We start from the raw sequence: 24,127 nt of genomic DNA on the forward strand, positions 1-24,127 counted from the left end.
CTCCTTAGATGGGCCGACGAACTTCGCTCGACCGATGAGAATGAGATAGATATGCAACGATAATGTCTGTAGTTGGCAATATTGACACTTATCATCCCATAAATGGAACGATGATATGCAAGACCTCAATGACATGCGCTATTTCGATGCCGTGGTTGACCATGGGGGCTTCGCGCCGGCCGGGCGCGCGCTGCGCATCCCGAAGTCCAAACTCAGCCGTCGCATCGCCGCCCTGGAGGAACGGCTTGGAGCGCGGCTGATAGAGCGATCTTCACGGCGCTTTCGCGTTACCGAGATCGGCCTTGCGTTCCATGCCCAATGCCAGTTGGCGGTGGCAGCCGCCGATCGCGCCCAAGCTCTCGTCGAGGCGAGCCTGAGCGAACCCCAGGGCACGGTACGCATGGCCTGCCCCACCGGTCTTGTCGCGATCGTGGCGGACATGCTGCCCGACTTCCTGACGCTATATCCCAAAGGCCATGTTCAAATCGTCGCACGCGACAGCCCGGTCGACGTCATTGCCGAACGCATAGACGTCGCGCTGCGCGTCCGAACCAGGCTCGACAGCGATGCGGCGCTGACGATGCGCACGCTTGCGCATAGCCGCCGTATCCTGATCGCCAGTCCGGCACTCGCCAACCGTCTTGCAGGACAGGGAATAGATGCGCTCGAGGCCGCTCCCACCTTGAGTTCGTCTGGCGAGGATGGCGAGGTCATATGGCGGCTGGAAGGGCCAGGTGGTGAAATCCGCAACATCCGACATCTTCCCCGACTGAGCTGTGGCGATTTCGGTGCCATCCGGGTCGCGGCGATGGCGGGCCTCGGCGTTGCCATGCTGCCCGACCATATATGCGCCAGTGAACTGCGCGACGGGACTCTGGTCCGTATCCTGCCCGAATGGACGAGCGAGGACGGGATCGTGCACCTCGTCTTCACGACGCGCACCGGCCTTCCCCCGCTTGTGCGCGCCTGGATCGATCATCTGGCGAAAGGGTTCAAAAATCCGGCCCTGTTCGGCGTATGACAGGGCCGGATTGATATGTCAGCCGACAGGATTGGAAGCGATCAAGGCCAGCGCGGGTTCAAGGACGCAGCACCCAGCCGCCATCGACATGGATGGTCTGGCCGGTGATCCAGCGCCCGGCCTCCGAACAGAGGAGCAACGCGGTGCCGACCAGTTCGTCCGGCTCGCCACGCGGACGCAGCGCGCAGCTCATCTGCAGGAACTGGATGAAGGGGGAATCGTCGGGCACCAGCATCTTCCCCGCATCCGACATAACATTGCCCGGCGCGATCGCGTTGCAGGTAATGCCATCCTTGCCGAACTGCTTGGCGAGCGTGGTGGTCAGGCCGACCAATGCCAGCTTGGAGATGCCGTAGAGGCCGGTCGCGGGAAAGGCGCCGCCCGATGTCTGGTTGACGATACGCCCGCCGCCCCGTGCCCGCATCGAGGGAATGACGGCACGAGCACAAAGCAGAGCACCATTGAGATTAACCGAAAAGGCCCGATTCCAGGCCTCCATGCTAACCGATTCAACATTGTCATAGCTGATGTCGACCATCAGCGCGGCATTGTTGATAAGGACGTCCACGCCGCCAAAGGCATCCACGGCCGCCGCCCCCATCGCCAGGGTCGACGCCTCGTCGGCGACATCGACCTGGACGGCGATGGCTTGTCCGCCGGCCTCCACGATCTCATCCGCCACGGCCTGCGCGCCATCGCCATTAAGGTCGGCGACGACGATGGCCGCACCCGCCGCAGCAAGGCCCAGCGCATAGGCGCGGCCGATGGAATTGCCACGCCCGCCGGCGCCGGTGATGATCGCGACTTTGCCATCCAGGCGAAACTGGTCGAGGTTGAAGGACATGGCACAGGTCTCCGTGAATCAATCGCCGCACGCGGCGGACAGGAAAGGGGTGGCGGCTTGGGACAGGGCTTGGGCGCCCGCATCGTCAGGAAGGCTGGACATCAACAGGCCGACATCCTTGCGCAGCAGCGGCGCGCCATGGGCAAAGGCGTGGGGAGTCGGCAAGCGGGCATAAACCTCGAAACCGAAGCTGCGGCCGCTGCTCGCCGCGATAAGCGCGCGCAGCGCAGCGCCGTCGAGATCGAGCGCCGCTGCCGCCTGCATCGCCGCATGGGCCAGACCCATATTGGCCGCCATCAGCGCATTGTTGACGATCTTGGCCCGTTGTCCCGCGCCGACATCGCCCATGCGCACGATCAGGCCGCCAAAGCTTTCCAGCACCGGCCGGGCCGCTTCATAGGTTTCGACCAGACCACCGCACATGACCGTCAGCGTGCCTGCAGCCGCGCCCGGCCCGCCACCGCTGACCGGCGCGTCAAGGAAGGCGATGCCCCGTTCCGCACAGCGTTCCGCCAGGCGCGTGCAACTGTCCGGCAGGATGGTCGAATGAATGACGACACGGCTGCCCGGCCGCATCGCCGGCAACAGTTGATCGATGATCGCGGAGACGCCGGCATCGTCGACCACGCAAATGCCGACATGATCGCACGTCGCGCCCAACGTCGCCACATCGGGTACGGCGGTCGCACCGAACGCGAGAAAGGGTTCCAGCGCCTCCGGCCGCCTGGCCCACAGGGTGAGAGGATAGCCTGCCGCCGCTATACGCCGCGCCATGGGACCGCCCTGGCTACCCAGGCCGATGAAGCCGACCCGTTCCAGCCCGCTCATCCTGCCGTGATCCCGGCATCGATCGAGATGCAGTTGCCATGATAGCCACGCCCCGCCGGTGATGCGAGCAATGCCACCATGTCCGCCACGTCATCGACCTCGACGGTACCGCGCATACCCGAAAAACGCTTGAGCAGCTCAAAATCACAGCCCTCGGGCGGCCGGAAATTGGTGGCGATATTGGTGATCATGCCACCGGGCGCGACGGCGTTGATGCGGATCGGCTGCTTCTGATACTCCATCGCCATCGCCTTGGTAAGGTTGAGGAGCCCCGCCTTCGACGCGCAATAGGCAGCGGCATAGGCCTCGCCGATGAAAGCGGCCGAGGAGACGACATTCACGATCGCGCCATTGGTCTTCAGCAGATGCGGAATGGCCGCCTGCGACAGCAGGAAAGGCGCGGTCAGGTTGACCGCCAGCGTCCTGTCCCAAAGCGGCCGGGGCATTTCGGGCGTATTGGCGAGATAGATAAGCCCCGCCACATTGCACAGCGCATCAAGCCGTCCGAAATGGGCGATCGCGGCCGCGACCGCCGCGTCGCACGCCTCCGGATCGGCGAGATCCGCGACCCGCACCTGATGCTCGCCCTGCGCAAGCAGGCTCCGGGTTTCCGCCAATCCTTCGGCATCGAGGTCGACCAGCCACAACCGGGCGCCGGCCTGCGCCAGCTTGAACGCCGTCGCACGGCCCAGTCCCGATGCAGCGCCGGTCACCAGCGCAACTTTCCCGGCCATGTCGATCGCGATGCTCATCGCCCTTCCTCCTTCTGGTTCCAGGCCAGGCCTTTCGCGACCTTGGCGGCCATTTCCAGCACCACGCCCTGGATCACCGAAGCCTTGGGCCAACCGGCATGGACCGCATAATGCAGGACGAACTCATGCAGTTCGGCGGCGGTGCAGTTGCCGCTTGCCATGGCGGCATGGAAATGGCTGGCGATCGGCACGGTCGCGGCGGAATCCGCCACGCCGACAAGCGTCAGGAATCGGCGTGACCGCTGGTCGAGGCCCGGCCGACACCACATCTCGCCAAACACGAAGTTCAGGATGCCGTCCTGCAGATAGGGCAGGCCATTGCCGACGCGTGGGCCGTCGAACGTCATGACGGCGTGAAACGCGGCAAAGCCCTCCTCCATCCGCCGCTGCGCATCCCAGGGTTCGGAACGGATCGGCGCCGAGGCAACCGGCTCCAGCCCCTGTTCCGCATCGATCCGATCAATGGCGGCGTCAATTGCGCCCCCCCTATCCCAGCCGGAATAGACCGCGACATGCAGAGCAGCCTCGCGCAATTCGGCCTGGGTCAGCGCGCCGGTCGCCAGCGCGCCGCGCACATAGCCGTCCAGCCGATCTGCAGGCGCATTGGCACCGGCGGCCGACGCCAGCGCGATCAGAAAGCGCGCGCGTCGATCGAGCCCCGGTCGCGACCAGATTTCGGCGTAGATGAAGTCGCGCCAGCTTTCCGCCAGCGGCGATCCTGGCTCTGGCGCGTCCCGGCCCGTCAGTTCGGCCTGAAGGGCACGGCCCAGCGCATGGCGTGCCGCAGGATCGAGCAGGGTCATTGCCCGCCCTCCGGCGGCGCCATGCTCATCCAGACATTTTTGGGCTGCAGAAATTCATGCAGGCCCTCAATGCCACCCAGCCGGCCATGACCGCTCTTCTTGAAGCCGCCGAACGGGCAATTTGGCTGCATCGCCTCGCCCGCACCATTGACATGGATCATGCCGGCCTGAAGCTCGCGCGCCATATGATGAGCACGGCGCAGATTCTGCGTGTGGACATAGGCGCCCAGACCATAGTCGGTGCCATTGGCCAGTGCGATTGCGTCTTCCTCTTCGTCGAACGGGGTTACGACCAGCACCGGGCCGAACACCTCATTCCGGGCAATCTCGCTATCGTCCGACACATCGGCCAGGATCGTCACCGGCAGGAAAAAGCCCTCGGCAAAATCGCCACCAAGCCGCTTGCCGCCGGCAATGAGGCGGCCGCCGTCGGCAATGCCGCGATCGATCATGCCGCTGATCCGGTCGAGCGCATTCTGGCTGATCACCGGCCCCAGCACCGTCGTGGGATCGAACGGGTCACCCGACTGAACATGGCCGGCCATCGTGCCGATCAGGTCCAGATAGCGGTCATATACGCCGCGCTGAACCAGCAGCCTTGTGCCGTTGACGCAGCCCTGACCATTGGAGGAGATCGCGCCGGTCAACCCTTTCTTGGCCGCCAGCATCAGATCGGCATCGTCGAACACCACCACCGCAGACTTGCCGCCCAGTTCCAGCCCGACCGGCTTGAGCGACTGCGCCGCATTGACCAGCACCTGGCGCGCGGTGGTGCCCGATCCGATAAACTCGATCTTGTCTATACCGGGATGGGCAACCATTGCTGCGCCGACATCGGCGCCCCCGGTCACCAGATTGACCACCCCGTCGGGCAGCCCGGCCTCATGCAGCAACTCGACCAGCTGCATGACGCTGTAGGGGGCAAGTTCGGGGGCCTTGATCACGACGCAATTGCCCGCTGCCAGCACCGGCGCCAATACCATCGTCGCGGCGAACAGCGGGCCATTCCACGGCACGATGATACCGATCACGCCATAAGGATCATAGCTGACATAATCATGAGCGGGTGCCCCCCACATCGGAATGGTCCGCCCGTGCAGCTTGTCGCACCAGCCACCGAAATAGCGGAATTTCTGGGCTGCATCATAGCCCATATAGGGGGCGACCATGGCCACAGATCCGTTTTCCGCAATCAGGCTGGGCGCGAACGCTGCGGATTTTGCCTCCAGCAGGGCGGCAAGGCGAAACATCAGGTCGCGGCGCTTGTCGCCGGGCATGGCGCGCCAGGCCGGGAAGGCCTTGCGCGCGGCGGTGACCGCATGATCGACATCATCGGCATCGGCCAGCAGCAGTTCACGCGTAACAGTGCCGGTCCCCGGATAGACATGGGCATGACGTGCCGCACCCGACGGCATCTCACGCCGTCCGCCAATGATGACGGGATGCCGCGGCAATGCGTCGATTACGGGATCCCTGAACGCCATGGCACTCTCCTATTGTGGCAGGGCATCCCTGCGCGGCACCGCTCGAATGTTCGGCAGCGCTCCTGTTTGAAAACAATAATACGCACATTATTTGACTCGCAAGGGCGATATACGCGACATCGCCCTTGCGGATTTTTATTAAACATGCCCATTTATAGGCATGTTTAATATGGTTCACGAAAAAGATGATGCGATGCGGACGGTCGGCAAGCGCCAGGTCGTGCGCAATGCCGCCGATTCGTTACGCCGCCGCATTCTCGCCAGCCCGCCGGGAGAACAGATCGGCTCGCTACCGACGCTCGCGCGCGAACTCGCGGTGGGTATCGTCACGATCCAACAGGCCGCACGCATATTGGAGCATGAAGGCATATTGGAGGTCCGACGCGGCCCGGGCGGCGGCTATTATGGTCGACGACCGGAAATGGCGGATCTGGAACGGATGCTGAGCGCCTATCTCTGCGGAGAGCCTGGTTCCTGGCGCGAGATACTCGACATCACCTCCCTGTTGTTCAATCGGCTCTGCGCTGCTGCCGCGCGATGCGAGGACATGCACCTACATGGCGCGTTGCAGGAGGTGCGTGCGCAGATCGACGGATGCGACAGCATGCAGAAGCTTGGCCTGTTGGAAGGCCGGCTACAGGATATTCTGTTCCAGATGGTCAGCCAGCCCCTGTTCGAACTGCTCACCCGAGTGGCGCTAGGCAGCGCACGGGATGTCGAGCGCGATGGCATCCTATCAAGCACGTTCGACCTGGCAGTCTGGCGTCGTGGGCGATTGCGCATCATCGATGCCATCGCCGGCCGGGATCCCGCACTCGCCCATTTTGAGGCTGATCGTCAAAATCGGCAGGTGCTGAGCGCCTTATGCGGGTTCGAGCGGATTTGAAAAAACCGCGCACCTCACAAGCACCAATGACACTCATGGAAAGATGAAACTTTCTTAATTGGCGCACCGCCCGCTTTGCAGCCTCCCTTTTCCGGCTAAAGGAAAAGCCAACTGCAAAAAGGGGCATGATGAATGGACTATCGCACGCTCGGCCGCACCGATCTCCAAGTCAGCCTGATATGCCTGGGCACGATGACCTGGGGATCCCAGAACAGCGAGGCGGAGGCTCACGCCCAATTAGACTATGCCCTGGGCCAGGGTGTGAATTTCATCGACACCGCAGAAATGTATCCGGTGACGCCGGTCAGTCGCGAGACGCAAGGCAGGACCGAAGAATTCATCGGTAGCTGGATAGCAGGCCGCAAGCGGCGTGACGACGTCATCCTGGCGACCAAGGTCGCCGGCCCCGCACGCGATCCCTCTCGCGGCATCCGGACGCTGGACCGCCTGGATCGCCCCAATATCGAGCAAGCCATCGATGACAGCCTGCGACGGCTGCGCACGGATTATATCGACCTTTATCAGGTCCATTGGCCCGATCGCCCGGTCCCGTCCTTTGGTGTCCGGGGCCTTGCCAGCCTGTCCGATCGGCCTGATACCGTTCCGATCGAGGAGACGCTGGACATCCTGGCGGACCTGGTGAAAGCAGGAAAAGTGCGCCACATCGGCGTATCGAACGAAACGCCCTGGGGGGTCGCCGAATATCTGAGGCTGTCGCGCGAGCAGGGATTACCGCGCATCGCCTCCATCCAGAACGCCTATAATCTGCTCAACCGCACGTTCGAGATCGGCCTGTCCGAATTCGCATTGCGCGAAAATGTGGGGCTGCTCGCCTATTCGCCGCTCGCCGGAGGCAATCTGACCGGCAAATATCTGGGCGGAGTCATCGCGCCCGGCACCCGCCGCGCGGTCGCAGCCCAGTTCGTGCGCTATGACCTGCCCGGCCAGGCGCCTGCCAGCGCACGCTATGTCGCCATCGCCCGCGCCCATGGCATCGATCCCGCCCAGCTTGCCCTCGCCTATGTGAACAGTCGACCATTCGTGACATCGACGATCATCGGTGCGACTTCCTTGGAGCAACTGAAGAGCGATATCGCCAGCATCGACATTCGGTTGGACAGCGATGCGCTGGCTGCGATTGAAGCCGTTCACAGAGACTTGCCCGACCCCTGCCCCTGACCATGCCCCGACAGCGGGCGCCCAAGCGATTTTCTGGATGAAGTCGTTGGAGGATGGCTGCGCATCGGCGCCAACCATCCCCGATCATGCGGCGCAATAGCGCATCCCCCAACAAGCCTCTTCGCCCGGTCCCTGAACGGCAGGGCCGGACTGTCATGCCGGCTTCATACTCTCCCCCTAACGGGTCGCCGAAAGGGGAGAAATATCATGCACTTCCGTTCTCTAGCTCTTGCCGCCATCAGCCTGCCCGTTTTCGCTACGGCAACCGCGCATGCTGAAACACCCGATGCCGCACCGGCCGATTCGATCATCGTTACCGCGCAGTTGCGCGAGCAGGACGCCATCGACGTTCCCATGGCGCTCAGCGTCATCGGCCAGGATCAGATGGATCGTATGGGCCTTTATGAGTTCGACGCGCTGTCGCGCTTCGTGCCTGGCTTCGATGTGCAGAATCAGTCGCCCAACAATCCGGGTTTCGTGATGCGCGGCATCACATCGGACAGCGGCACTGCCAGCAACGAACCGCGCGTGTCGGTCTATCAGGATGGCGTATCCATCTCCAAATCGCGCGGTTCCTATGTCGAACTGTTCGACATTGAGCGGGTCGAGATCGCCAAGGGGCCGCAGTCCACCCTCTATGGTCGCGGCGCGCTGATCGGCGCGGTCAACATCATCCAGAACAAGGCGCAGCTCGACAGCTTTGAAGCGGCAGGCCGGGTTTCCTATGGCAATTATAATAGCTGGCTGGGCGAAGCGATGGTCAATGCTCCGATCGGCGAAGGCATGGCGATCCGCCTGGCCGGCCGCATCCGCAAACGCGACGGCTATACCGACAACCTGCTGGGCGGCGCGGATTTCAACTCCGCCGACACGAAGGCCGTACGCGGCAGCTTCCATGGCGAAAAAGGCGACCTCAGCTTCGACCTGATCGGCAATTATCAGAAGGATACGCCCAACGGCACCGGCTTCAAGTCGATCGCCTATAACCCGACCGACCCGACCACGGGTGCCGTAATCGGTGATCGTGGCCGCAACAGTGGCGCAGCGCTGGCGGCGGGCACCGGTTTCGAGGATGGCAAGGATCTGGGCCTCAACCGCCAGGTCTGGGGTGTCACCGGCATCGCCAGGCTGAAGCTCAACGACCAGTTCAACCTGATCTCCACCACCGCGTTTCGGCGTTTCGACGCACTGGAAATCTTCGACGCAGACGGTATTTCGCTGCCGATGCTGACGGCGGCGGAGGATGCGCGCGGCCGCCAGTTCAGCCAGGAATTCCGCCTGACCTATGACGAAGGCCCGATTACGGCCTTCCTGGGTGCCAGCTATTTCTGGGAAAATGGCACACAGCGCGTCCCCACCCAGTTTGACGAACGCGCAACGCTGGCCCGACTGGCCAATGCGCTCAACGGCGGCGGCGCGATCCCCGGCCGCCCGACGACCGATCCGGTGCCGATGGCGGTGCTGGCGAGCCCGGCCTTTACCGGGGCGCTGCTTCAGGGCGTGGCCAGCGCCTATGGCGTCGGCCTGTCGAGTGCGCAGGCCCAGGCAATCGCCGCCAACCTCAAGCCCAACCATCTGGAAAGCACCACCAATGGCGCGCGCACCAATGCGTTCGACCTGTTCGGCGACGTGACCGTGCGGCTGTCCGATCAGTTCGAGATTGGCGGCGGCCTGCGCTACACCCATGACGACAAGCGCAGCACCTTTATGTCATCGGTCGAAAATGGCCGGTCGATCCTGGGCGGCTTCATCGGCGCGCTGAGCCAGCCGACAGCCGTGCGCACTGCGTTGCTCCAAGCGCTCGCCGTGCCCGGCGCGGCGACCATCCCGACCTCGGCCGCCTATCCGGTGCCGATGTTCGGCCTTGGCGCGCAGCCGACCGCCGGCAATGGCGGCGAGGATAGCGATACGCTCAGCAATGGCGGCTTTTCCTGGCGCCTGACGGCCCGCTACAAGCCGAGCGACGACACCAGCCTCTATGCCACCTATGCGCGTGGCCGTCGCCCCGAAGTGCTGGCCGCCAGCGCGCCGTCCGCGCCAATGGGCGCCACCCGCTTCTCCGTGCTGGATTCCGAGACCGTCGACAGTTTCGAGCTGGGCGCGAAGACGGCGTTGATGAACCGCACCCTGTTCCTCGATGGCGCGGCCTTCTTCTATCAATATGATAATTTCCAGACCACGGTGCAGCAGGGCACCCAGTTCGTCCTGACCAATGCCGGCAAGGCGGAAAGCTATGGCTTCGAGGGCCAGTTGCGCTGGGTGCCGAGCGATGGGCTGACCCTGTTCGCAACCTATGCCTATAACCATAGCCGCTTCAAGACCGGCGTACGCGACGGCAACCGTTTCCGCCTGTCGCCCGACCATAGCGCCTCCTTCGGCGCCGAAGCGTCCCTGCCCGCCGGCCCCGGCCGCATCATCTTCACGCCCAGCGTGACCTGGCAGTCGAAGGTCTTCTTCGACGATGACAATGACCGCCCCGACCTGCAGCAGCCGCCAGCCGCGCTGGTCGCCGACAATATCCAGGACGAGTGGCAAGGCAGCTATGCGCTGGTCAATGCGCGGCTTGGCTATGAGGCGCCGGGTGGCGCCTGGCGGATCGAGGGCTTCATCGAAAATGCCTTCGACAAGAAATATATCATGGACGCGGGCAATACCGGCGACAGCCTGGGCATGCCGACCTTCATCGGCGGTGCGCCGCGCTTCTATGGCGTATCGGCCAGCTTCCGCTTTGGTGGTGCGCAATGAGCGAGGACAGCATGAAGCTTGATCGTCGCGCGGCGTTGGGCCTGATCGGCTCGGGCGCCGCCCTCCCCGGCATCGGCATGGCTGCGACACCAACTGCCGCCGGCTTCGCCCATGGCGTGGCGAGCGGCGATCCGACCCAGCGCGGTGCCATTCTGTGGACCCGCGTCACCCCGGCCGATCCGGCGCAGCAGGCCGCCATCGCCCTGCGCTGGCATGTCGCAGAAAACGCCGACGGCAAACCGGTCGAAAGCGGCATCGCCGAGGCGCGCGCCGCCCGCGACTTCACCGTCAAGGTCGAACCGCGCAAACTCAAGGCCGGACAGGATTATCATTACTGGTTCGAGCTGACGGACGGCACGAAATCGCCGGTCGGCCGCTTCCGCACCCTGGCCAAGGGCGCTGTGGCCGACGCTGTGCTGGCCGTAGTATCGTGCCAGCTCTACCCCGGCGGCTTCTTTACCGCCTATGATTCGATCGCCGCGCTCGACCGGATCGATGCGGTCGTGCACCTGGGCGACTATATCTATGAATATGGTGCCGACGGCTATGGCGCGGAGATCGGCCAGAAGATCGGGCGCGGGCTGGAACCGGCGCATGAGATCGTGACGCTGGCCGACTATCGTACCCGCCATGCCCATTACAAGGGCGACAGGAGCCTGCAGGCGGCCCATGCCCGCGCCGCCTTCATCTGCGTGTGGGACGATCATGAAACCGCCAATGACAGCTGGATCGGCGGCGCGGAAAATCATCAGCCTGCGACAGAGGGCGACTGGGCCAAGCGCAAGGCGGCAGCGATGCAGGCCTATTTCGAATGGATGCCGATCCGCGATCCGCAAGGCAATGATCCCTGGGAAGGCATCAACCGCCGTTTCGACTTTGGCGACCTTGCCACCCTGCTGATGGTCGAGACGCGCCTGCTCGCGCGCAGCGAACAGGCCGGGTTCAAGGGCGAGACGCCGGGACGGTCCGAAGTCGCGGCGGTGCTGGCCGAACGCAACCGACCGGACCGCGAGATGCTAGGCGAACCGCAGCGCGCCTGGCTGGAGCAGGAACTGGCCGCGTCGGTCAAGGCCGGCACGCCCTGGCAGATATTGGGCAATCAGGTGGTGATGGCGCGGGTCAACGGCCCGGACCTCGCCAAGCTGTTCGGCGCAGACAAGGCGGCCGCCATGGTCGCCACGCTGCAACCGTCGATCCGCGCTCAGGTGGAACTGGCACAGGCGGGCTATCGCGCCGGCCTGCCCTTCAACCTCGACGCGTGGGACGGCTATCCTGCCGCGCGTGAGCGGCTCTACCAGAGCATCCGCCGGACCGGTGCCCATCCGCTGGTGCTGGCGGGCGACAGTCATGCCTTCTGGGCCAACCAGCTGGCCGACCGGGACGGCAACGCGATCGGCGTCGAATTCGGCACCTCCTCGATCAGCAGTCCGTCGGTCGGCGACACGCTGCCGCAGGTGCCGCTGGGTAATCTGCTGCAGCAGGCAAGCCCGGAGGTCGCCTTTTGCGACCAGCGCGCCAAGGGCTATATCCTGCTGACGCTGACAGCGGAAAAGGCGACGGGTGACTATATCGCCATGTCGACCATCTATGCGCCCAAGGCGGAGGCCCGCACGCTCAGGCAGTTTTCGCTGACGGTCGGTGCGACCAAGTTCGATAGGGGGTGAAGCAGTCGGGCTGTGGATTTCATCCGCAGCCCCGATGGCACTCCCATTTCATACCGGGACGTTTTGGCTCGCCATGCTGCTGCAATGCCGGCCTCGCATTCTAGCGATCCATCATTCCCCTTCTATCCGGCCAAGCCACGTCTTGACCTGATTGAGCGTGCGCCGCTCCTGATCCGCCTCCATCACAAAGGGAGGCTGGAGGAGCGCTGATGCGGCATGACTTGCCAGGGCATCGGGTGCGGAGCCGACACCGTAGCCGCCATGGGTCATGAAGGGCCGCAATATTTTCCCGCGCAAGTCATGTCCTTTCAGGAAGGAAATGATCGGCGGCGGCACAGCCTGGCCCCAGATCGGGAAACCCAGGAATATCTCATCATAGGATATGATGTCGGTGACCAGCGCGGCCAGTGGCGGCTCGTAACCACTGCTATGTTCGTGTGCAGCCTGCGCGACATGCTCTTCATAATCGGCAGGATAAGGGCGCGCTGGTCTGATTTCAAACAGATCGGCGGACAGGGTGCGATGCAGGGTTTCGGCGATGACCCGGGTGTTTCCCGAGCGGGTGAGATAGGCGACAAGGGTCTTGCTGCCCTTGATGCGTGCAGTGCGGCCATCTTGGGCGCAGGCCGCCGCACCGGCAAATGCCAGCACGGCAGGCGCACCAAGCAGCATGCGCCGCGACAGGTCCGATCGGTCGCCGATCATGGCTTCAACGGCGCCTCGACGCCCGAAAAGGCCTGTACGGCGGGCGGAAGACGATCGCCCTTTACAATAATCGCAGAAAGGGCGGCGGTCAGCTCGGCGGCTTCGGCGGGCGTGAAGCGGAGATTGGCCGCATCGATATTCTGCATCATATGCGCCATCTGGGTCGTACCCGGGATCGGTACGATCCATGGCCGCTGGATCAACAACCAGCCCAATGCGATCTGCCCCGGCGTCGCCTGTTTCCGCGCGGCCCAATTTTTCAGCAAGTTCACCAAGGCCATGTTCGACGCGACATTCTCCTTGGCAAAGCGGGTTTCATATTTGCGGATGTCGCCGTCGGCATAGGCCGTCTGCGCATCGATCGCGCCGGTCAGGAAACCAACGCCCAGCGGGCTCCACGGCACGAAGCCGATGCCCAATTCTTCGCAAAGCGGCAGAACCTCGGCTTCCGGTCCGCGCCAGAGCATCGAATATTCGCTCTGCACCGCCGTCAGCGGCAGTGCGGCATGGGCACGGCGCAGCGTATCCAGCCCCATTTCGCTGAGCCCCCAGTGCAATATCTTGCCTTCGTCCATCAGATCCTTGATCGCGCCGGCGACATCCTCGATCGGCACCGCCGGGTCGACGCGATGCTGGTAGAGAAGGTCGATGCGGTCGGTCCGCAGCCGCCGGAGCGAACCTTCGACGGCAAGCTTGATATGGGCGGGGCGGCTGTTGAGACCGGGCCGGCGCTCGCCAGTTTCAAGATCGATATTCCAGCCGAACTTGGAGGCAATGACGATGCCGTTGCGGAAGGATTGGGTCGCCTCGCCCAGGATGCGCTCGTCTTCATGCGGCCCATAGGCCTCGGCCGTATCGAAGAGAGTGACGCCATGATCATGGGCGGCACTGATGATACGGTGCATCTCAGCCCGATCGGGGATGGTGGTCTGATAGGTCCGGTGCATGTTCTGGACACCAAGACCGATAGCGGACACCTCGAGCGCGCCCAATTTCCGGCGCGCGCCGAGAGATGTTCCGGTGCCCGACGTTCCTGCAGCGCCATTTGACGGTCCGATCGCCGGAGCCCCTACCGCTATGGTCGCCATTCCCATGCCCACCACGCCCAGCAGGCTACGCCGGCTCACATGGCCTGATCCGCGTTGGTCTGTCATGCCTATTTCCCTAATCAGAGCTTGCGCGTGCCGAGCCATTTCACCATCGCCGGATCGCGATGGTCGAAGAAACTGCTGGCCTTCTGGTCTAGTGCGGCGATGGCGGCGATATCGTCATCATTCAGGGCAAAGTCGAAGATCGCGAAATTTTCGGCCATGCGTTCCCTGCGAACCGACTTGGGGATCGCGACGATGCCGCGCTGGTTCAGCCAGCGCAGCACCACCTGCGCGATGCTCTTGCCGTGTTTCCGACCGATCGACGCCAGTAGTTCGTTGCTGAACAGCCCATTTTTGCCCTCGGCAAAAGGTCCCCATGCTTCGGCCTGAACGCCATATTCCGCCAGTAGCGCCTGGGCGTCATGCTGCTGATGAAAAGGATGAATCTCTATCTGGTTGACCGCAGGGACGATTTCATTATGCAGCACGAAATCGAGCAGCCGGTCGGGATAGAAATTGCTGACCCCGATGGCCCGGATCCGGCCTGCCCGATGAAGTTCCTGCATGGCGCGCCAGGCACCATAGACGTCGCCATAGGGCTGGTGAATCAGCCAGAGATCGAGATAGTCGAGCTGCAGCTTGTTGAGCGAACGCTCAAAGGCTGCCTTCGCGCCCTCATAGCTGGCATCCTCGATCCACAGCTTGGTGGTAACGAATAATTGGGCACGGTCGATACCATGCGCGCGAATGGCCTGTCCGACAGCTTCCTCATTGCCATAGGATGTCGCCGTATCGAGCAGGCGATAGCCCACATCGATGGCATCGCGCACACTGCGCTCGCACTCGGCCGGATCGGGAACCTGGAAGACGCCGAAACCGAGGCTTGGCATTTCGACGCCGTTGTTCAGCATCACTTGCGGGACAATCTGTGTCATTGGAAAATCTCCGTTCAGGCCGCGCAGGAAATTGATGTGCAGGATATAGCCTGAGAAGCGAAATGCGATTAGACGCCATAATCGGCATGTCGCTATAAGGTGACCTAATCAATGGCGGGCGAGAATTATAACGAGCTTGCAGCCTTCGTGATGGTCGCGCGCGAACGCAGCTTCACCCGTGCTGCGGCCAAGCTTGGCGTCTCACAATCGGCGCTCAGCCAGACCATCCGAGGGCTTGAGGAACGGCTGGGCCTGCGCCTGCTTGCCCGCACCACCCGCAGCGTATCGCCTACCGAGGCAGGCCATCGACTGTTCCGCACCCTGGCGCCGCGTTTCGAGGAGATTGCGCAGGAACTGGCCGCGCTCAGCGAATTGCGCGACAAGCCATCGGGCACGATCCGGATCAACAGCGGCGAGCATCCGGCCGTCTCGATCCTGCAGCCGGCCTTGCGCACGCTGCTACCAGGCAATCCCGACATCCGGGTTGAGATCATCGTCGACTATGGCCTGACCGATATCGTCGCGGAGGGCTATGATGCGGGCGTGCGTCTGGGCGACCAGGTCGCCAAGGACATGATTGCGGTCCGGATCGGCCCCGACCTGCGCATGGCGGTCGTCGGTTCACCCGACTATTTCGCCCGCCATCCGATCCCGCATGCACCGCACGACCTGACCGGCCATAATTGCATCGGCATCCGCCTACCCACCTATGGCGGCATCTTCCCCTGGGATCTCGACCGGGACGGACATGAGGTCAATGTTCGGGTCGAAGGGCAACTGGTCTTCAACAATATCGGCCTGCGGCTCAGTTCTGCGCTGGATGGCCTGGGCCTGGCCTATCTTCCGGAGGATCAGGTTCTGTCCCATATCGCGGATGGCCGGCTGGTACGCGTGCTGGAGGACTGGTGCGAGCCTTTCCCCGGCTATCATCTCTATTATCCCAGCCGACGCCAAGCCTCGCTGGCCTTCGCGCTGTTGGTCGAGACCCTGCGTTATCATGGCTGAGGACCATCCATCCCGGTGACCAGCCATCCAGGCTTTCAATTCAGACCGCTGGAGAATCTGCTATTTTAGTCAGCCGGGCTTGGTCATGCCAATCTTTGCACGAGAAAATCCACGAACACTCGAAGACGGGCCGGCACATTGGCACCGCCCAGAAAAACGGCATGGATCGTCTCGATATCGCCAGGATTATAATCCTCCAATAGCGGCACCAACTGGCCGGACGCCAGTTCGGGCTGCACACTGAACCGACCCACCCGCGTGATGCCGACGCCGTCGGCCGCGAGTTGGCCCAGCGTCTCGCCATTATTCGCCTCGATCGTACCCCGGACGCTCAGCGCATAATCGCCTCCATCTTTTCGGAATGGCCAAACCGGCTCTGCCCGGCGGAAATTGAAGTTCAGGCAGTTATGGCCGTGCAAATCTTCCGGTATTTCGGGTGTGCCGTGGCGGGCGAGATAAACGGGCGAAGCGACGATGACGCGGCCATTTTCGCCGAGCTTGCGGGCTGTCAACGGACTGTCGGCCAGCGGCCCGAAGCGGATCGCCACATCAGCTTGTCCGCCAGCGATGTCGACCAGCCGATCGCTGAGGCTGATGTCGATCAAGATATGCGGATAGAGTTGCGCGAATTCGCCGAGCAGCGGCACGATGCACAGCCGGCCATGGGAATGGGCTGCGCTCACCCGCAGCCGCCCGCGCGGTGCACCACGATCGGCAATTGCCTGTTCGGCCTCGTCCAGATCGGCCAGAATGCGGCGCGCACTGCTCAAATAGGCCTGGCCCTCCGCCGTCAGCGTCAGCGCGCGGGTGGAGCGTAGCAGCAGCCGGACCCCCAGCCGATCCTCGATCCGGTCGACCGCGCGGCTGACCGCCGACGGTGTAAGGCCCAGCAATCGTCCGGCGGCCGAAAAACTGCCTTCGGCGACTATGGCCGCGAAGGTTTCCAACGCTCGTGCCCGATCGGCATGAAAGGGTATCTTTTCATCCATTGCAAAGATCCTTCGCCTTGCAGCCCTCTAAACGCGGGGAGTCCGGCCTTCCATTTATGCGTCCATCACGGAATGGAAAGGGATGATGATGGAATATCGGCAATTGGGGGCATCGGGGCTGCGCGTGCCGGCGCTCAGTTTCGGCACCGGCACCTTCGGCGGCTCGGGGCCTTTGTTCGGCGCCTGGGGCACGAGCGACGCGCAGGAGGCACGCCGCTTGCTCGACATCTGCCTCGACGCCGGCATCACCCTGTTCGACACTGCCGACGTCTATTCCAACGGCGCGTCCGAAGAGGTGCTGGGCGCGGCGATCAAGGGGCGGCGCGATCAGCTATTGATCTCGACCAAGCTGGGCCTGCCGACCGGTGACGGCCCCAATGACTGGGGCGTGTCGCGCGATCGGCTGATCGGCGGCGTGGAAGCCGCGCTCCGGCGCCTTGGCACGGACTATATCGACCTGCTGCAACTGCATGCCTTCGATGCTTCGACACCGGTCGAGGAACTGCTGGCGACGCTCGACCAGTTGGTCCGCGCCGGCAAGCTGCGCCATGTCGGCGTGTCCAACTATCCCGGCTGGCAGCTGATGAAGGCACTAAGCGTGGCGGATCGCCAGGGCTGGCCGCGCTTCGTCGCGCACCAGGTCTATTATTCGCTGATCGGCCGCGCCTATGAGGCAGAGCTGATGCCGCTCGCCGCCGACCAGGGCGTGGGCGCGCTGGTATGGAGCCCGCTCGGTTGGGGCCGCCTCACCGGCAAGATAAGGCGCAGCAGTCCGATCCCCGAGGGCAGCCGCCTGCACCAGACCGCCGCCTTCGCGCCGCCGGTGGAGGACGAGCATCTCTACCGCGTGGTCGATGCGCTGGACGAGATCGCGGCGGAAACCGGCAGGACGGTGCCGCAGGTCGCGCTCAACTGGCTGTTGCAGCGGCCGACCGTGTCGTCGGTCATCATCGGTGCCCGCAACGAGGAACAGTTGCGCCAGAATCTGGGCGCGGTCGGTTGGTCGCTGACCGCCGATCAGGTCGCCCGGCTCGACCGGGCCAGCTACCAGATGCCGGCCTATCCCCACGCCCCCTATCATCAACAGGCCGGCTTCGCCCGGCTGAACCCGCCGCTTGTCTGACGGGAGGAGCATCATGAAGATCAATCCACCGCTGCTCGCGCTGGCGGCCGGTGCCTTTGGCATCGGCGTCACCGAATTTGCGCCGATGGGCCTGTTGCCCGTCATCGCCACCGACCTGGGCGTCTCCATCCCCGCCGCCGGCCTGCTCATCAGCGCCTATGCGATCGGCGTGATGCTGGGCGCGCCGCTGATGACACTGACCACCGGCCGCTTGCCGCGTCGCACCCTGCTGATCGGCCTCGCCGCCATCTTCACGGTCGGCAATCTGATCGCAGCGCTCTCCAGCAGCTATGCCATGCTGCTGTTCGCGCGGATCATCACCTCGCTCAACCATGGCGCCTTCTTCGGCGTCGGATCGATCGTCGCCGCCAGCCTGGTCCCGCCCCAGCGGCAGGCCGGCGCGGTCGCCGCCATGTTCATGGGGCTGACCATCGCCAATGTCGTCGGCGTGCCGCTGGCCACCTGGGCAGGCGACGTCATAGGATGGGGCGCGGCCTTCTGGGGCATCGCAGCGCTGGGCGTCCTTACCATCGTGGCGCTGCGCCTCACTCTGCCCGACATGCCGGCCCCGACCGAGGGCGATGCGCGCTCCGAACTGCGGGTGCTGATGCGCGGGCCGGTGCTGGCGGCGCTGGGACTCACCGTGGTCGGTGCGAGCGCGATGTTCACCGTTTTCACCTATATCACGCCGATCCTGCGCGATCAGACCCATGGTTCGATCACTTTCGTGACCGCGATGCTGGTGCTCTATGGCGTGGGCCTCACCATCGGCAACTGGCTGGGTGGGCGCTTTGCCGACCGGTCGGTCGACCGGACGCTGATCGTGACGCTCGCCGCGCTGACCGCGATCCTCATCGCCTTCGCCTTTGCCATGCCCTTTGCCGGGCCGACGGCGGTGCTGATCTTCCTCTGGGGCATTGCCAGCTTCGCGCTGGTGCCGCCGCTGCAGGTGCGGGTGATGAGCGCGGCGGCCGATGCGCCGAACCTCGCATCCTCCATGAATATCGGCGCCTTCAACCTGGGCAACGCCATAGGAGCGGCGCTCGGCGGTGGGGTGATTGCCGCCGGATTGGACTTGCCCTTTGTCGCGATTGCCGGCGCGGCTGCATCGGGCGTTGGTTTGCTGACCATTCTCATGAGCCCTCAAGATACGGCTATCCGTGAAGCACATCCGCAGAGGATATATGAATGAAAGGATGGCCTGCAGCCGCGAACCACGGAATGAGGGCTGCCGCATTATGCGCAGGGTCGGTACGGTCCCGCTTGGTCACCGCCTCGAACCTGCTACCGTCCAAGCCGATGGCGTGACCGAAACGGGTTGAGACAGCCCTACGGATAAATCTTCGGCATCATAGCTTGAGAAAGAAACTTGTCTTACCGCCGGCCTTTCCCTTCCAGGGTGCGCACAGTCCGCTTTCATCCTGGAAGTCGTTTTCAATCCTGATGCACGTCCTGTGAAGTCCACACATCATGTGCATCAATCTGCAGCTTAAGAATGGCTCGTAGAATCGCGGCGCGTGCATCGATTTCCTGTCGGCGCATCTCGTTGGCCTGACGTCGCGCCAGTAAAGCCTCGGACAGGCCGATCTGCCCCAGTTCATAGCCGCGTTTCGTCCGCGCCGCCGCGCCCTCTGCGCTGTCTGCCGCGATTTGCATGCTCTGCCATATCCTATGACGCGCCTTGACATTGCTGAGGTCGGCTGCAGCAGTCGCCTCGACCTCGCGACGGACGCGGGCGACATCTTGTTCCGCCACACCCGCTTCCGCCGTTGCCTGATCATGGGCGGCTCGACGATAGCCGCCGCCAATCGGAATGGAGCCGACCAGCCCGACGCCCTTCTCCAGCCCACCTCGTTCGCTGAATAGGCGAATGCCCAGCGAGGGATCAGCCATCCGGTCCGCCGACGCGCGGCGTGCCAGGACTGATAGACGCTGCGCTTCCCGTTCAGCCGCGTGGATCTCGTGACTGCGCTCCACCACAAGGTCGCGCAGATTGGCCAGCCGATCCAAAGGTAAGGCTGGCGTCGATAGCATCGGCGCCTCTTCGGGCAGGGGCAGTCCGGAGAAACCGACCGCCAGCTTGACACGCGTCTCGTCCTGCGCGGCAAGGGACATGGCAGCCTGTGCCTGTGCCTGTGCCAACGCGGCCTCTGCCTGATCGACATCCAGCAGCGACGCATCACGCAATGCCGCACGGCGTCGGACCGCATTCAGATCGTCCTTCAGGCTGGCGACTGAATCGAGGTCGGTGTGATGCTGGGCGCTGGCAACCAGCCAGTCATGCCAGAGGTCGGAAAAGGCGAGCGCCGTCTGATGCCGCACATCTTCCATCTGATTATGCGCCACCTCTATGCCCAGAACGCCTGCCTTGCGGTCCAGCGCGGCCTTGCCGGGCAAACGCAAGGGTCGGGTCAGGTTGACGTCATATTCGGCATAATCGCCTTCCCCTTCGGCCGAACGGCGCGACACCGTGCCCTGGAAGGTGAATTCATGACTGCCCTTGCGCAACATGTCCGCGCCGGCCTGTGCCGAACGAACCCGTGCATATGCGGCGGCGACCGCAGGATGGGTATCCAGTGCCTCGATCACCAATGGTTCGGGCGGCAGGTCCGTGCGCTGGGCGACGGCGGGTGTCGCGAGGACGGCAATGCCAGTCAACAGCAGATGGCGGATCATGCGATGCGCCCCCGGGCCGACACCGCCATGCTGTGCCAGCGAACGGGGTGGCCCCGACGCGCGTCGGCGACCGTTCCGACCAATATGCTGACCGCTTCCGCCTCCACGATCAGGTCAATCGCGGCCCGACGCAATGCGCCGCGTACCTTTTCGCCTGTCAGCGCATCACCAAAATCGCGGCCCAGCACCTGCTCGTCACGCAGGTGAAGCGGCGCACTGGTTTGCCTGCGAAGCGCATCGGCAACAACATCGCGGTCAATGGCGGCACAATAGAAAGTCAGCAGCATGTCAGTCATGATCGGGTTCCGAACCGGCGGTCTGCATCGTTCGTCCACGCACGCTCTCACCAAAGCGCTCGAACAATATGGGCAACAGGATGAGGGTGAGCAGGGTCGAACTGACAAGTCCGCCGATCACCACTATGGCGAGCGGCTTTTGGATCTCGGACCCCGGCCCGGTCGCGAAAAGCAAAGGTACAAGGCCGAAGGCCGTGATGCTGGCAGTCATCAGCACCGGCCGCAGCCGGCGTTCCGCCCCTAACCGCACAGCCTGTGCCATGCTCAGTCCCTCTGCGCGCAACTGACGGAAATAGGCGACCAGAACCAGGCCGTTCAGCACCGCAATGCCGAGTAGCGCGATGAACCCGACGGAGGCGGGAACCGACAGATATTCGCCAGACACCCACAGCGACACGATCCCGCCAACCATGGCAAAAGGGATATTGGCAAGGATGAGCAGCGACGCGCGCAGCGAACGCAATGTCAACAGCAGCACCAGCAGGATCAGCAGCAGCGCCGCCGGGATCACCAACATCAACCGGCCGAGGCACGCTGCTGATTTTCGAACTGGCCGCCCCACACCATGCGATACCCGGCGGGTAGCGTGATTTCGCGATCCACGGTGGCTTTGGCGTCGTCGACATAGCCGACAAGGTCTCGGCCGGACACGAAAGCCTGTACGAGGGCGTAGCGAGAACCATTTTCATGATCGAGCTTCACCGGCCCTTGCGTCCTTTCGACCCGCGCCATGTCGCTGACGCGGGCCACCGTGCCATCGGGCGTCCGCAGCGGCAGGTCGGCAAAGCGCGTCGCGTCCCTGCGGATTGTGTCATCACCCTTGACCAGAATGGGCACGCGCTTCTGTCCATCGGCGACTATGCCGGCATGGACCCCCTCGATCTGGGCACGCAGCGTGTCCTGCATCTGGTCGATCGGCATACCGAAGCGACCGGCGGCGGTGCGATCGATATCGAGTTGCAGATAGTCGACATGGTCATTGGCGACGGTCATCACTTCGGATGCGCCGCGCGTCTGCGACAGGATTTTCTGCACCTGCCCGGCAAGGTCGGACAATGTGTCGAGGTCCGGGCCGAAAATTTTAACCGCCAGATCGCCGCGCGAACCGGTCAGCATTTCCGACACGCGCATCTCGATTGGCTGGGTGAAGGTCGGTTCGATGCCGGGCAGGCGAGCAATCGACTTACGGATTTCGTCGACGACGAAATCTTTCGAGCCACGCCATTCCTTCTGCGGTTTCAGGACGACGAAGCTGTCCGTCTCGTTGGGACTCATCGGATCGAGACCAATCTCGTCTGTACCGACGCGCGCAATGATCTGCTTGATTTCCGGTACGTCCTTCATCAGCGATTGCTGCACGGCAACATCGCCCAGGACCGACTGGTCCAGGTTGATGGTCGGCAGCTTGGCGGTCTGGACGATCACTGACCCTTCATCCATTGATGGCATGAAGGTCTTGCCAACCGCTCCATAAGCGAGGCCGGCCAATATTAATCCTGATGCAGCAGCGGCATAAATCAGCCGCTTGCGCGCGAAGGCACCGTTCAGCACATCCTGATAGCGCGGCGTCAGCTTGCGCATGATCCATGGTTCGCCATGGTGACCGGACTTGAGACCGAGCGAGGATAGCACCGGCACCAATGTCAGAGCGATCAGCAGCGACCCCGCCAGCGCGAAGATGATGGTCAGCGCCACCGGCGCGAACAATTTGCCCTCCAGGCCCTCGAGCGAGAGCAGGGGCAGAAAGACGAGGGCGATGATGAGGATGCCGGCCGAAACCGGAACGATCACTTCGCTGGTCGCGCGGAAGACCGTGTTGAGCCGGGGCGCTCCATCGCCTTCCTTTGCATGGTTCAGACGATCAACGATATTCTCGACCACCACGACCGCGCCGTCGACCAGCATCCCGATCGCGATGGCCAGGCCGCCAAGGCTCATCAGGTTGGCCGACAGACCCATGCCTCGCATCATCAGGAAGGTGACGAGTGCCGCCATGGGCAGGGTCGCTGCCACGATCGCAGCGGCGCGCCAGTCGCCCAGAAACACGATCAGCAGGATGATCACCAGCACGGTCGCTTCGATCAGTGCCTTTTCCACCGTGCCGACGGCGCGACCGATCAGGTCCGACCGGTCGTAGAAGACGTCGATATTTGTGCCTTGCGGCAAGGTCTTTTCCAGTTCGGCAATGCGCGCCTTGATGCCATCCACTACGGCACGGGCATCGGCCCCGCGCAACGCGATGACCAGCCCCTGAACTGCTTCGCCCTTGCCGTTGGCCGTCACCGCACCATAGCGGGTCAGGCTACCGACGCCGATGGTGGCGACGTCGCCCATCCGCACGATGCGGCCGTTGCGGGTCGCGATAACCAGCGATTCCAGATCCGCTTCCGACTGGATCGCCCCGACAGCGCGCACGATGAGCGACTCCTCGCCCTGCGACAGACGGCCTGCACCGTCATTGCGATTGCCACGCTCAATCGCTTCGGACAGGTCCGCGACGCTCAGCCCCGCGCTTGCCAGCGCGATCGGATCGGGCCGCACTTCAAACGCGCGAACATAGCCCCCCAGCGCATTAACGTCCGCCACGCCCGGCACAGTGCGCAGAGCCGGTCGGATCGTCCAGTCCAACAGGGTTCGCTTTTCTTCCAGGCTGAGTGGCCCTTCGATTGTGAACATGAACACATCGGACAACGGCGTGGAAATCGGCGCCATGCCACCGTCGATACCTTCGGGCAGGTCGCCCATTACGCCCGACAGGCGTTCGGCCACCTGCTGACGCGCCCAGTAGATATCGGTGCCGTCGATGAAATCGATGGTAATATCGGCAATGGCATATTTGGCCGAGGACCGCAGGATCGCCTGTCCCGGTATGCCCAGCATCTCCATTTCGATCGGCGTGATGACACGGCTTTCCACTTCTTCAGGGGTCATGCCGGGCGCCTTCAGGATCACCTTGACCTGAGTCTGCGCGATATTGGGATATGCGTCGACGGGTAGGTTGACGAAGGCCCATGCACCAACGCCTGCCGTGATCAGCGACAGCGCGATTATGAGCAAGCGATAGGACAGCGCCCATGCAACAAGCGATCGGAGCATGACGC

19 protein-coding genes and 1 pseudogene are annotated in these 24,127 nt (G+C 63.4%); 8 read left to right on the plus strand and 12 right to left on the minus strand.

Going from position 1 to position 24,127, the window contains the following annotated elements; genetic code table 11:
* Positions 1–115 precede the first annotated feature (115 nt).
* Entirely contained in the window at positions 116–1,021 is a 906-nt protein-coding gene (locus tag PMI04_RS15600) for a LysR family transcriptional regulator (RefSeq protein WP_007708125.1), read from the plus strand.
* A gap of 58 nt (positions 1,022–1,079) precedes the next feature.
* Here PMI04_RS15600 and PMI04_RS15605 read toward each other — a convergent pair whose 3' ends face one another.
* From PMI04_RS15605 to PMI04_RS15625, 5 genes are read right to left on the minus strand one after another with little or no spacing between them, the layout of a single operon-like run.
* Positions 1,080–1,865 carry an SDR family oxidoreductase gene (locus tag PMI04_RS15605; protein ID WP_007708141.1) on the minus strand — a complete coding sequence of 262 codons (786 nt, stop codon included), beginning with the start codon at positions 1,863–1,865 and terminating at the stop codon, positions 1,080–1,082.
* 18 nt (positions 1,866–1,883) lie between these two features.
* Entirely contained in the window at positions 1,884–2,693 is an 810-nt protein-coding gene (locus tag PMI04_RS15610) for an NAD(P)-dependent oxidoreductase (RefSeq protein ID WP_007708142.1), read from the minus strand.
* Complete coding sequence (locus tag PMI04_RS15615) at positions 2,690–3,445, minus strand: SDR family oxidoreductase (protein ID WP_007708144.1); 756 nt, start codon at positions 3,443–3,445, stop codon at positions 2,690–2,692. The genes PMI04_RS15610 and PMI04_RS15615 overlap by 4 nt, the downstream gene beginning before the upstream one ends.
* Entirely contained in the window at positions 3,442–4,248 is an 807-nt protein-coding gene (locus tag PMI04_RS15620) for a carboxymuconolactone decarboxylase family protein (RefSeq protein WP_007708146.1), read from the minus strand. The genes PMI04_RS15615 and PMI04_RS15620 overlap by 4 nt, the downstream gene beginning before the upstream one ends.
* Positions 4,245–5,732 (minus strand): aldehyde dehydrogenase family protein, encoded by a 1,488-nt coding sequence (locus PMI04_RS15625; RefSeq protein WP_007708147.1) that lies wholly within the window; start codon positions 5,730–5,732, stop codon positions 4,245–4,247. The genes PMI04_RS15620 and PMI04_RS15625 overlap by 4 nt, the downstream gene beginning before the upstream one ends.
* Before the next feature lie 169 nt (positions 5,733–5,901).
* On the opposite strand from PMI04_RS15625, the gene PMI04_RS15630 reads away from it, so the two are divergent.
* The 4 genes from PMI04_RS15630 to PMI04_RS15645 all read left to right on the plus strand — a co-directional run bounded on the left by PMI04_RS15630 (position 5,902) and on the right by PMI04_RS15645 (position 12,206).
* On the plus strand, positions 5,902–6,618 hold the full coding sequence (locus tag PMI04_RS15630) for a GntR family transcriptional regulator (protein ID WP_007708148.1): 717 nt from the start codon (positions 5,902–5,904) through the stop codon (positions 6,616–6,618).
* 132 nt (positions 6,619–6,750) lie between these two features.
* A complete protein-coding gene (locus PMI04_RS15635; RefSeq protein ID WP_007708149.1) occupies positions 6,751–7,797 on the plus strand; it encodes an NADP(H)-dependent aldo-keto reductase in 1,047 nt (348 codons plus the stop codon).
* 207 nt (positions 7,798–8,004) lie between these two features.
* Positions 8,005–10,542, plus strand: a complete 2,538-nt coding sequence (locus PMI04_RS15640; RefSeq protein ID WP_007708150.1) for a TonB-dependent receptor — start codon at positions 8,005–8,007, stop codon at positions 10,540–10,542.
* 11 nt (positions 10,543–10,553) lie between these two features.
* Positions 10,554–12,206: an alkaline phosphatase D family protein gene (locus tag PMI04_RS15645; RefSeq protein ID WP_007708151.1), complete on the plus strand. Its 1,653-nt coding sequence runs from the start codon at positions 10,554–10,556 to the stop codon at positions 12,204–12,206.
* Positions 12,207–12,317: 111 nt separating this feature from the next.
* Here the strand turns inward: PMI04_RS15645 and PMI04_RS15650 are convergent, their stop codons facing one another.
* Genes PMI04_RS15650 through PMI04_RS15660 form a run of 3 tightly spaced genes read right to left on the minus strand, consistent with a single transcriptional unit; the run spans position 12,318 to position 14,937 of the window.
* Positions 12,318–12,911: a flavodoxin gene (locus PMI04_RS15650; protein WP_007708152.1), complete on the minus strand. Its 594-nt coding sequence runs from the start codon at positions 12,909–12,911 to the stop codon at positions 12,318–12,320.
* Positions 12,908–14,065, minus strand: coding sequence for an aldo/keto reductase (locus PMI04_RS15655; protein WP_007708153.1), 1,158 nt, complete (start codon positions 14,063–14,065; stop codon positions 12,908–12,910). Before PMI04_RS15655 ends, PMI04_RS15650 begins: the two co-directional genes overlap by 4 nt.
* 14 nt (positions 14,066–14,079) lie before the next feature.
* Positions 14,080–14,937, minus strand: a complete 858-nt coding sequence (locus PMI04_RS15660; RefSeq protein ID WP_007708155.1) for an aldo/keto reductase — start codon at positions 14,935–14,937, stop codon at positions 14,080–14,082.
* A 111-nt stretch (positions 14,938–15,048) separates the two neighbouring features.
* Between PMI04_RS15660 and PMI04_RS15665 the strand changes: the two genes are divergently transcribed.
* Entirely contained in the window at positions 15,049–15,942 is an 894-nt protein-coding gene (locus PMI04_RS15665) for a LysR family transcriptional regulator (protein WP_007708157.1), read from the plus strand.
* Positions 15,943–16,025: 83 nt separating this feature from the next.
* Here the strand turns inward: PMI04_RS15665 and PMI04_RS15670 are convergent, their stop codons facing one another.
* Complete coding sequence (locus PMI04_RS15670) at positions 16,026–16,931, minus strand: LysR family transcriptional regulator (RefSeq protein WP_007708159.1); 906 nt, start codon at positions 16,929–16,931, stop codon at positions 16,026–16,028.
* Between the two features lie 88 nt (positions 16,932–17,019).
* Here PMI04_RS15670 and PMI04_RS15675 point away from each other — a divergent pair, with 88 nt between their 5' ends.
* Both PMI04_RS15675 and PMI04_RS15680 read left to right on the plus strand, forming a co-directional pair.
* A complete protein-coding gene (locus PMI04_RS15675; RefSeq protein WP_037485951.1) occupies positions 17,020–18,054 on the plus strand; it encodes an aldo/keto reductase in 1,035 nt (344 codons plus the stop codon).
* A gap of 13 nt (positions 18,055–18,067) precedes the next feature.
* Entirely contained in the window at positions 18,068–19,246 is a 1,179-nt protein-coding gene (locus PMI04_RS15680; RefSeq protein WP_007708163.1) for an MFS transporter, read from the plus strand.
* A 242-nt stretch (positions 19,247–19,488) separates the two neighbouring features.
* Here the strand turns inward: PMI04_RS15680 and PMI04_RS15685 are convergent, their stop codons facing one another.
* From PMI04_RS15685 to PMI04_RS15695, 3 genes and pseudogenes are all read right to left on the minus strand, one after another.
* Entirely contained in the window at positions 19,489–20,730 is a 1,242-nt protein-coding gene (locus PMI04_RS15685; protein ID WP_007708165.1) for a TolC family protein, read from the minus strand.
* Complete coding sequence (locus tag PMI04_RS15690) at positions 20,727–21,026, minus strand: DUF3240 family protein (RefSeq protein WP_007708166.1); 300 nt, start codon at positions 21,024–21,026, stop codon at positions 20,727–20,729. The genes PMI04_RS15685 and PMI04_RS15690 overlap by 4 nt, the downstream gene beginning before the upstream one ends.
* Positions 21,019–24,122, minus strand: a pseudogene (locus PMI04_RS15695) (CusA/CzcA family heavy metal efflux RND transporter). Before PMI04_RS15695 ends, PMI04_RS15690 begins: the two are co-directional and overlap by 8 nt.
* Between the last annotated feature and the right edge of the window lie 5 nt (positions 24,123–24,127).

It is taken from the genome of Sphingobium sp. AP49 (assembly GCF_000281715.2).
In the GTDB taxonomy this organism is placed as follows: domain Bacteria; phylum Pseudomonadota; class Alphaproteobacteria; order Sphingomonadales; family Sphingomonadaceae; genus Sphingobium.

Coding starts and splice junctions, on each gene's coding strand:
- PMI04_RS15635 (WP_007708149.1), top strand. CDS start 6,751: ATGGACTATCGCACGCTCGGCCGCACCGATCTCCAAGTCAGCCTGATA.
- PMI04_RS15670 (WP_007708159.1), bottom strand. CDS start 16,931: ATGGATGAAAAGATACCCTTTCATGCCGATCGGGCACGAGCGTTGGAA.
- PMI04_RS15605 (WP_007708141.1), bottom strand. CDS start 1,865: ATGTCCTTCAACCTCGACCAGTTTCGCCTGGATGGCAAAGTCGCGATC.
- PMI04_RS15600 (WP_007708125.1), top strand. CDS start 116: ATGCAAGACCTCAATGACATGCGCTATTTCGATGCCGTGGTTGACCAT.
- PMI04_RS15655 (WP_007708153.1), bottom strand. CDS start 14,065: ATGACAGACCAACGCGGATCAGGCCATGTGAGCCGGCGTAGCCTGCTG.
- PMI04_RS15640 (WP_007708150.1), top strand. CDS start 8,005: ATGCACTTCCGTTCTCTAGCTCTTGCCGCCATCAGCCTGCCCGTTTTC.
- PMI04_RS15625 (WP_007708147.1), bottom strand. CDS start 5,732: ATGGCGTTCAGGGATCCCGTAATCGACGCATTGCCGCGGCATCCCGTC.
- PMI04_RS15615 (WP_007708144.1), bottom strand. CDS start 3,445: ATGAGCATCGCGATCGACATGGCCGGGAAAGTTGCGCTGGTGACCGGC.
- PMI04_RS15620 (WP_007708146.1), bottom strand. CDS start 4,248: ATGACCCTGCTCGATCCTGCGGCACGCCATGCGCTGGGCCGTGCCCTT.
- PMI04_RS15665 (WP_007708157.1), top strand. CDS start 15,049: ATGGCGGGCGAGAATTATAACGAGCTTGCAGCCTTCGTGATGGTCGCG.
- PMI04_RS15675 (WP_037485951.1), top strand. CDS start 17,020: ATGGAATATCGGCAATTGGGGGCATCGGGGCTGCGCGTGCCGGCGCTC.
- PMI04_RS15610 (WP_007708142.1), bottom strand. CDS start 2,693: ATGAGCGGGCTGGAACGGGTCGGCTTCATCGGCCTGGGTAGCCAGGGC.
- PMI04_RS15685 (WP_007708165.1), bottom strand. CDS start 20,730: ATGATCCGCCATCTGCTGTTGACTGGCATTGCCGTCCTCGCGACACCC.
- PMI04_RS15690 (WP_007708166.1), bottom strand. CDS start 21,026: ATGACTGACATGCTGCTGACTTTCTATTGTGCCGCCATTGACCGCGAT.
- PMI04_RS15630 (WP_007708148.1), top strand. CDS start 5,902: ATGGTTCACGAAAAAGATGATGCGATGCGGACGGTCGGCAAGCGCCAG.
- PMI04_RS15650 (WP_007708152.1), bottom strand. CDS start 12,911: ATGATCGGCGACCGATCGGACCTGTCGCGGCGCATGCTGCTTGGTGCG.
- PMI04_RS15660 (WP_007708155.1), bottom strand. CDS start 14,937: ATGACACAGATTGTCCCGCAAGTGATGCTGAACAACGGCGTCGAAATG.
- PMI04_RS15645 (WP_007708151.1), top strand. CDS start 10,554: ATGAAGCTTGATCGTCGCGCGGCGTTGGGCCTGATCGGCTCGGGCGCC.
- PMI04_RS15680 (WP_007708163.1), top strand. CDS start 18,068: ATGAAGATCAATCCACCGCTGCTCGCGCTGGCGGCCGGTGCCTTTGGC.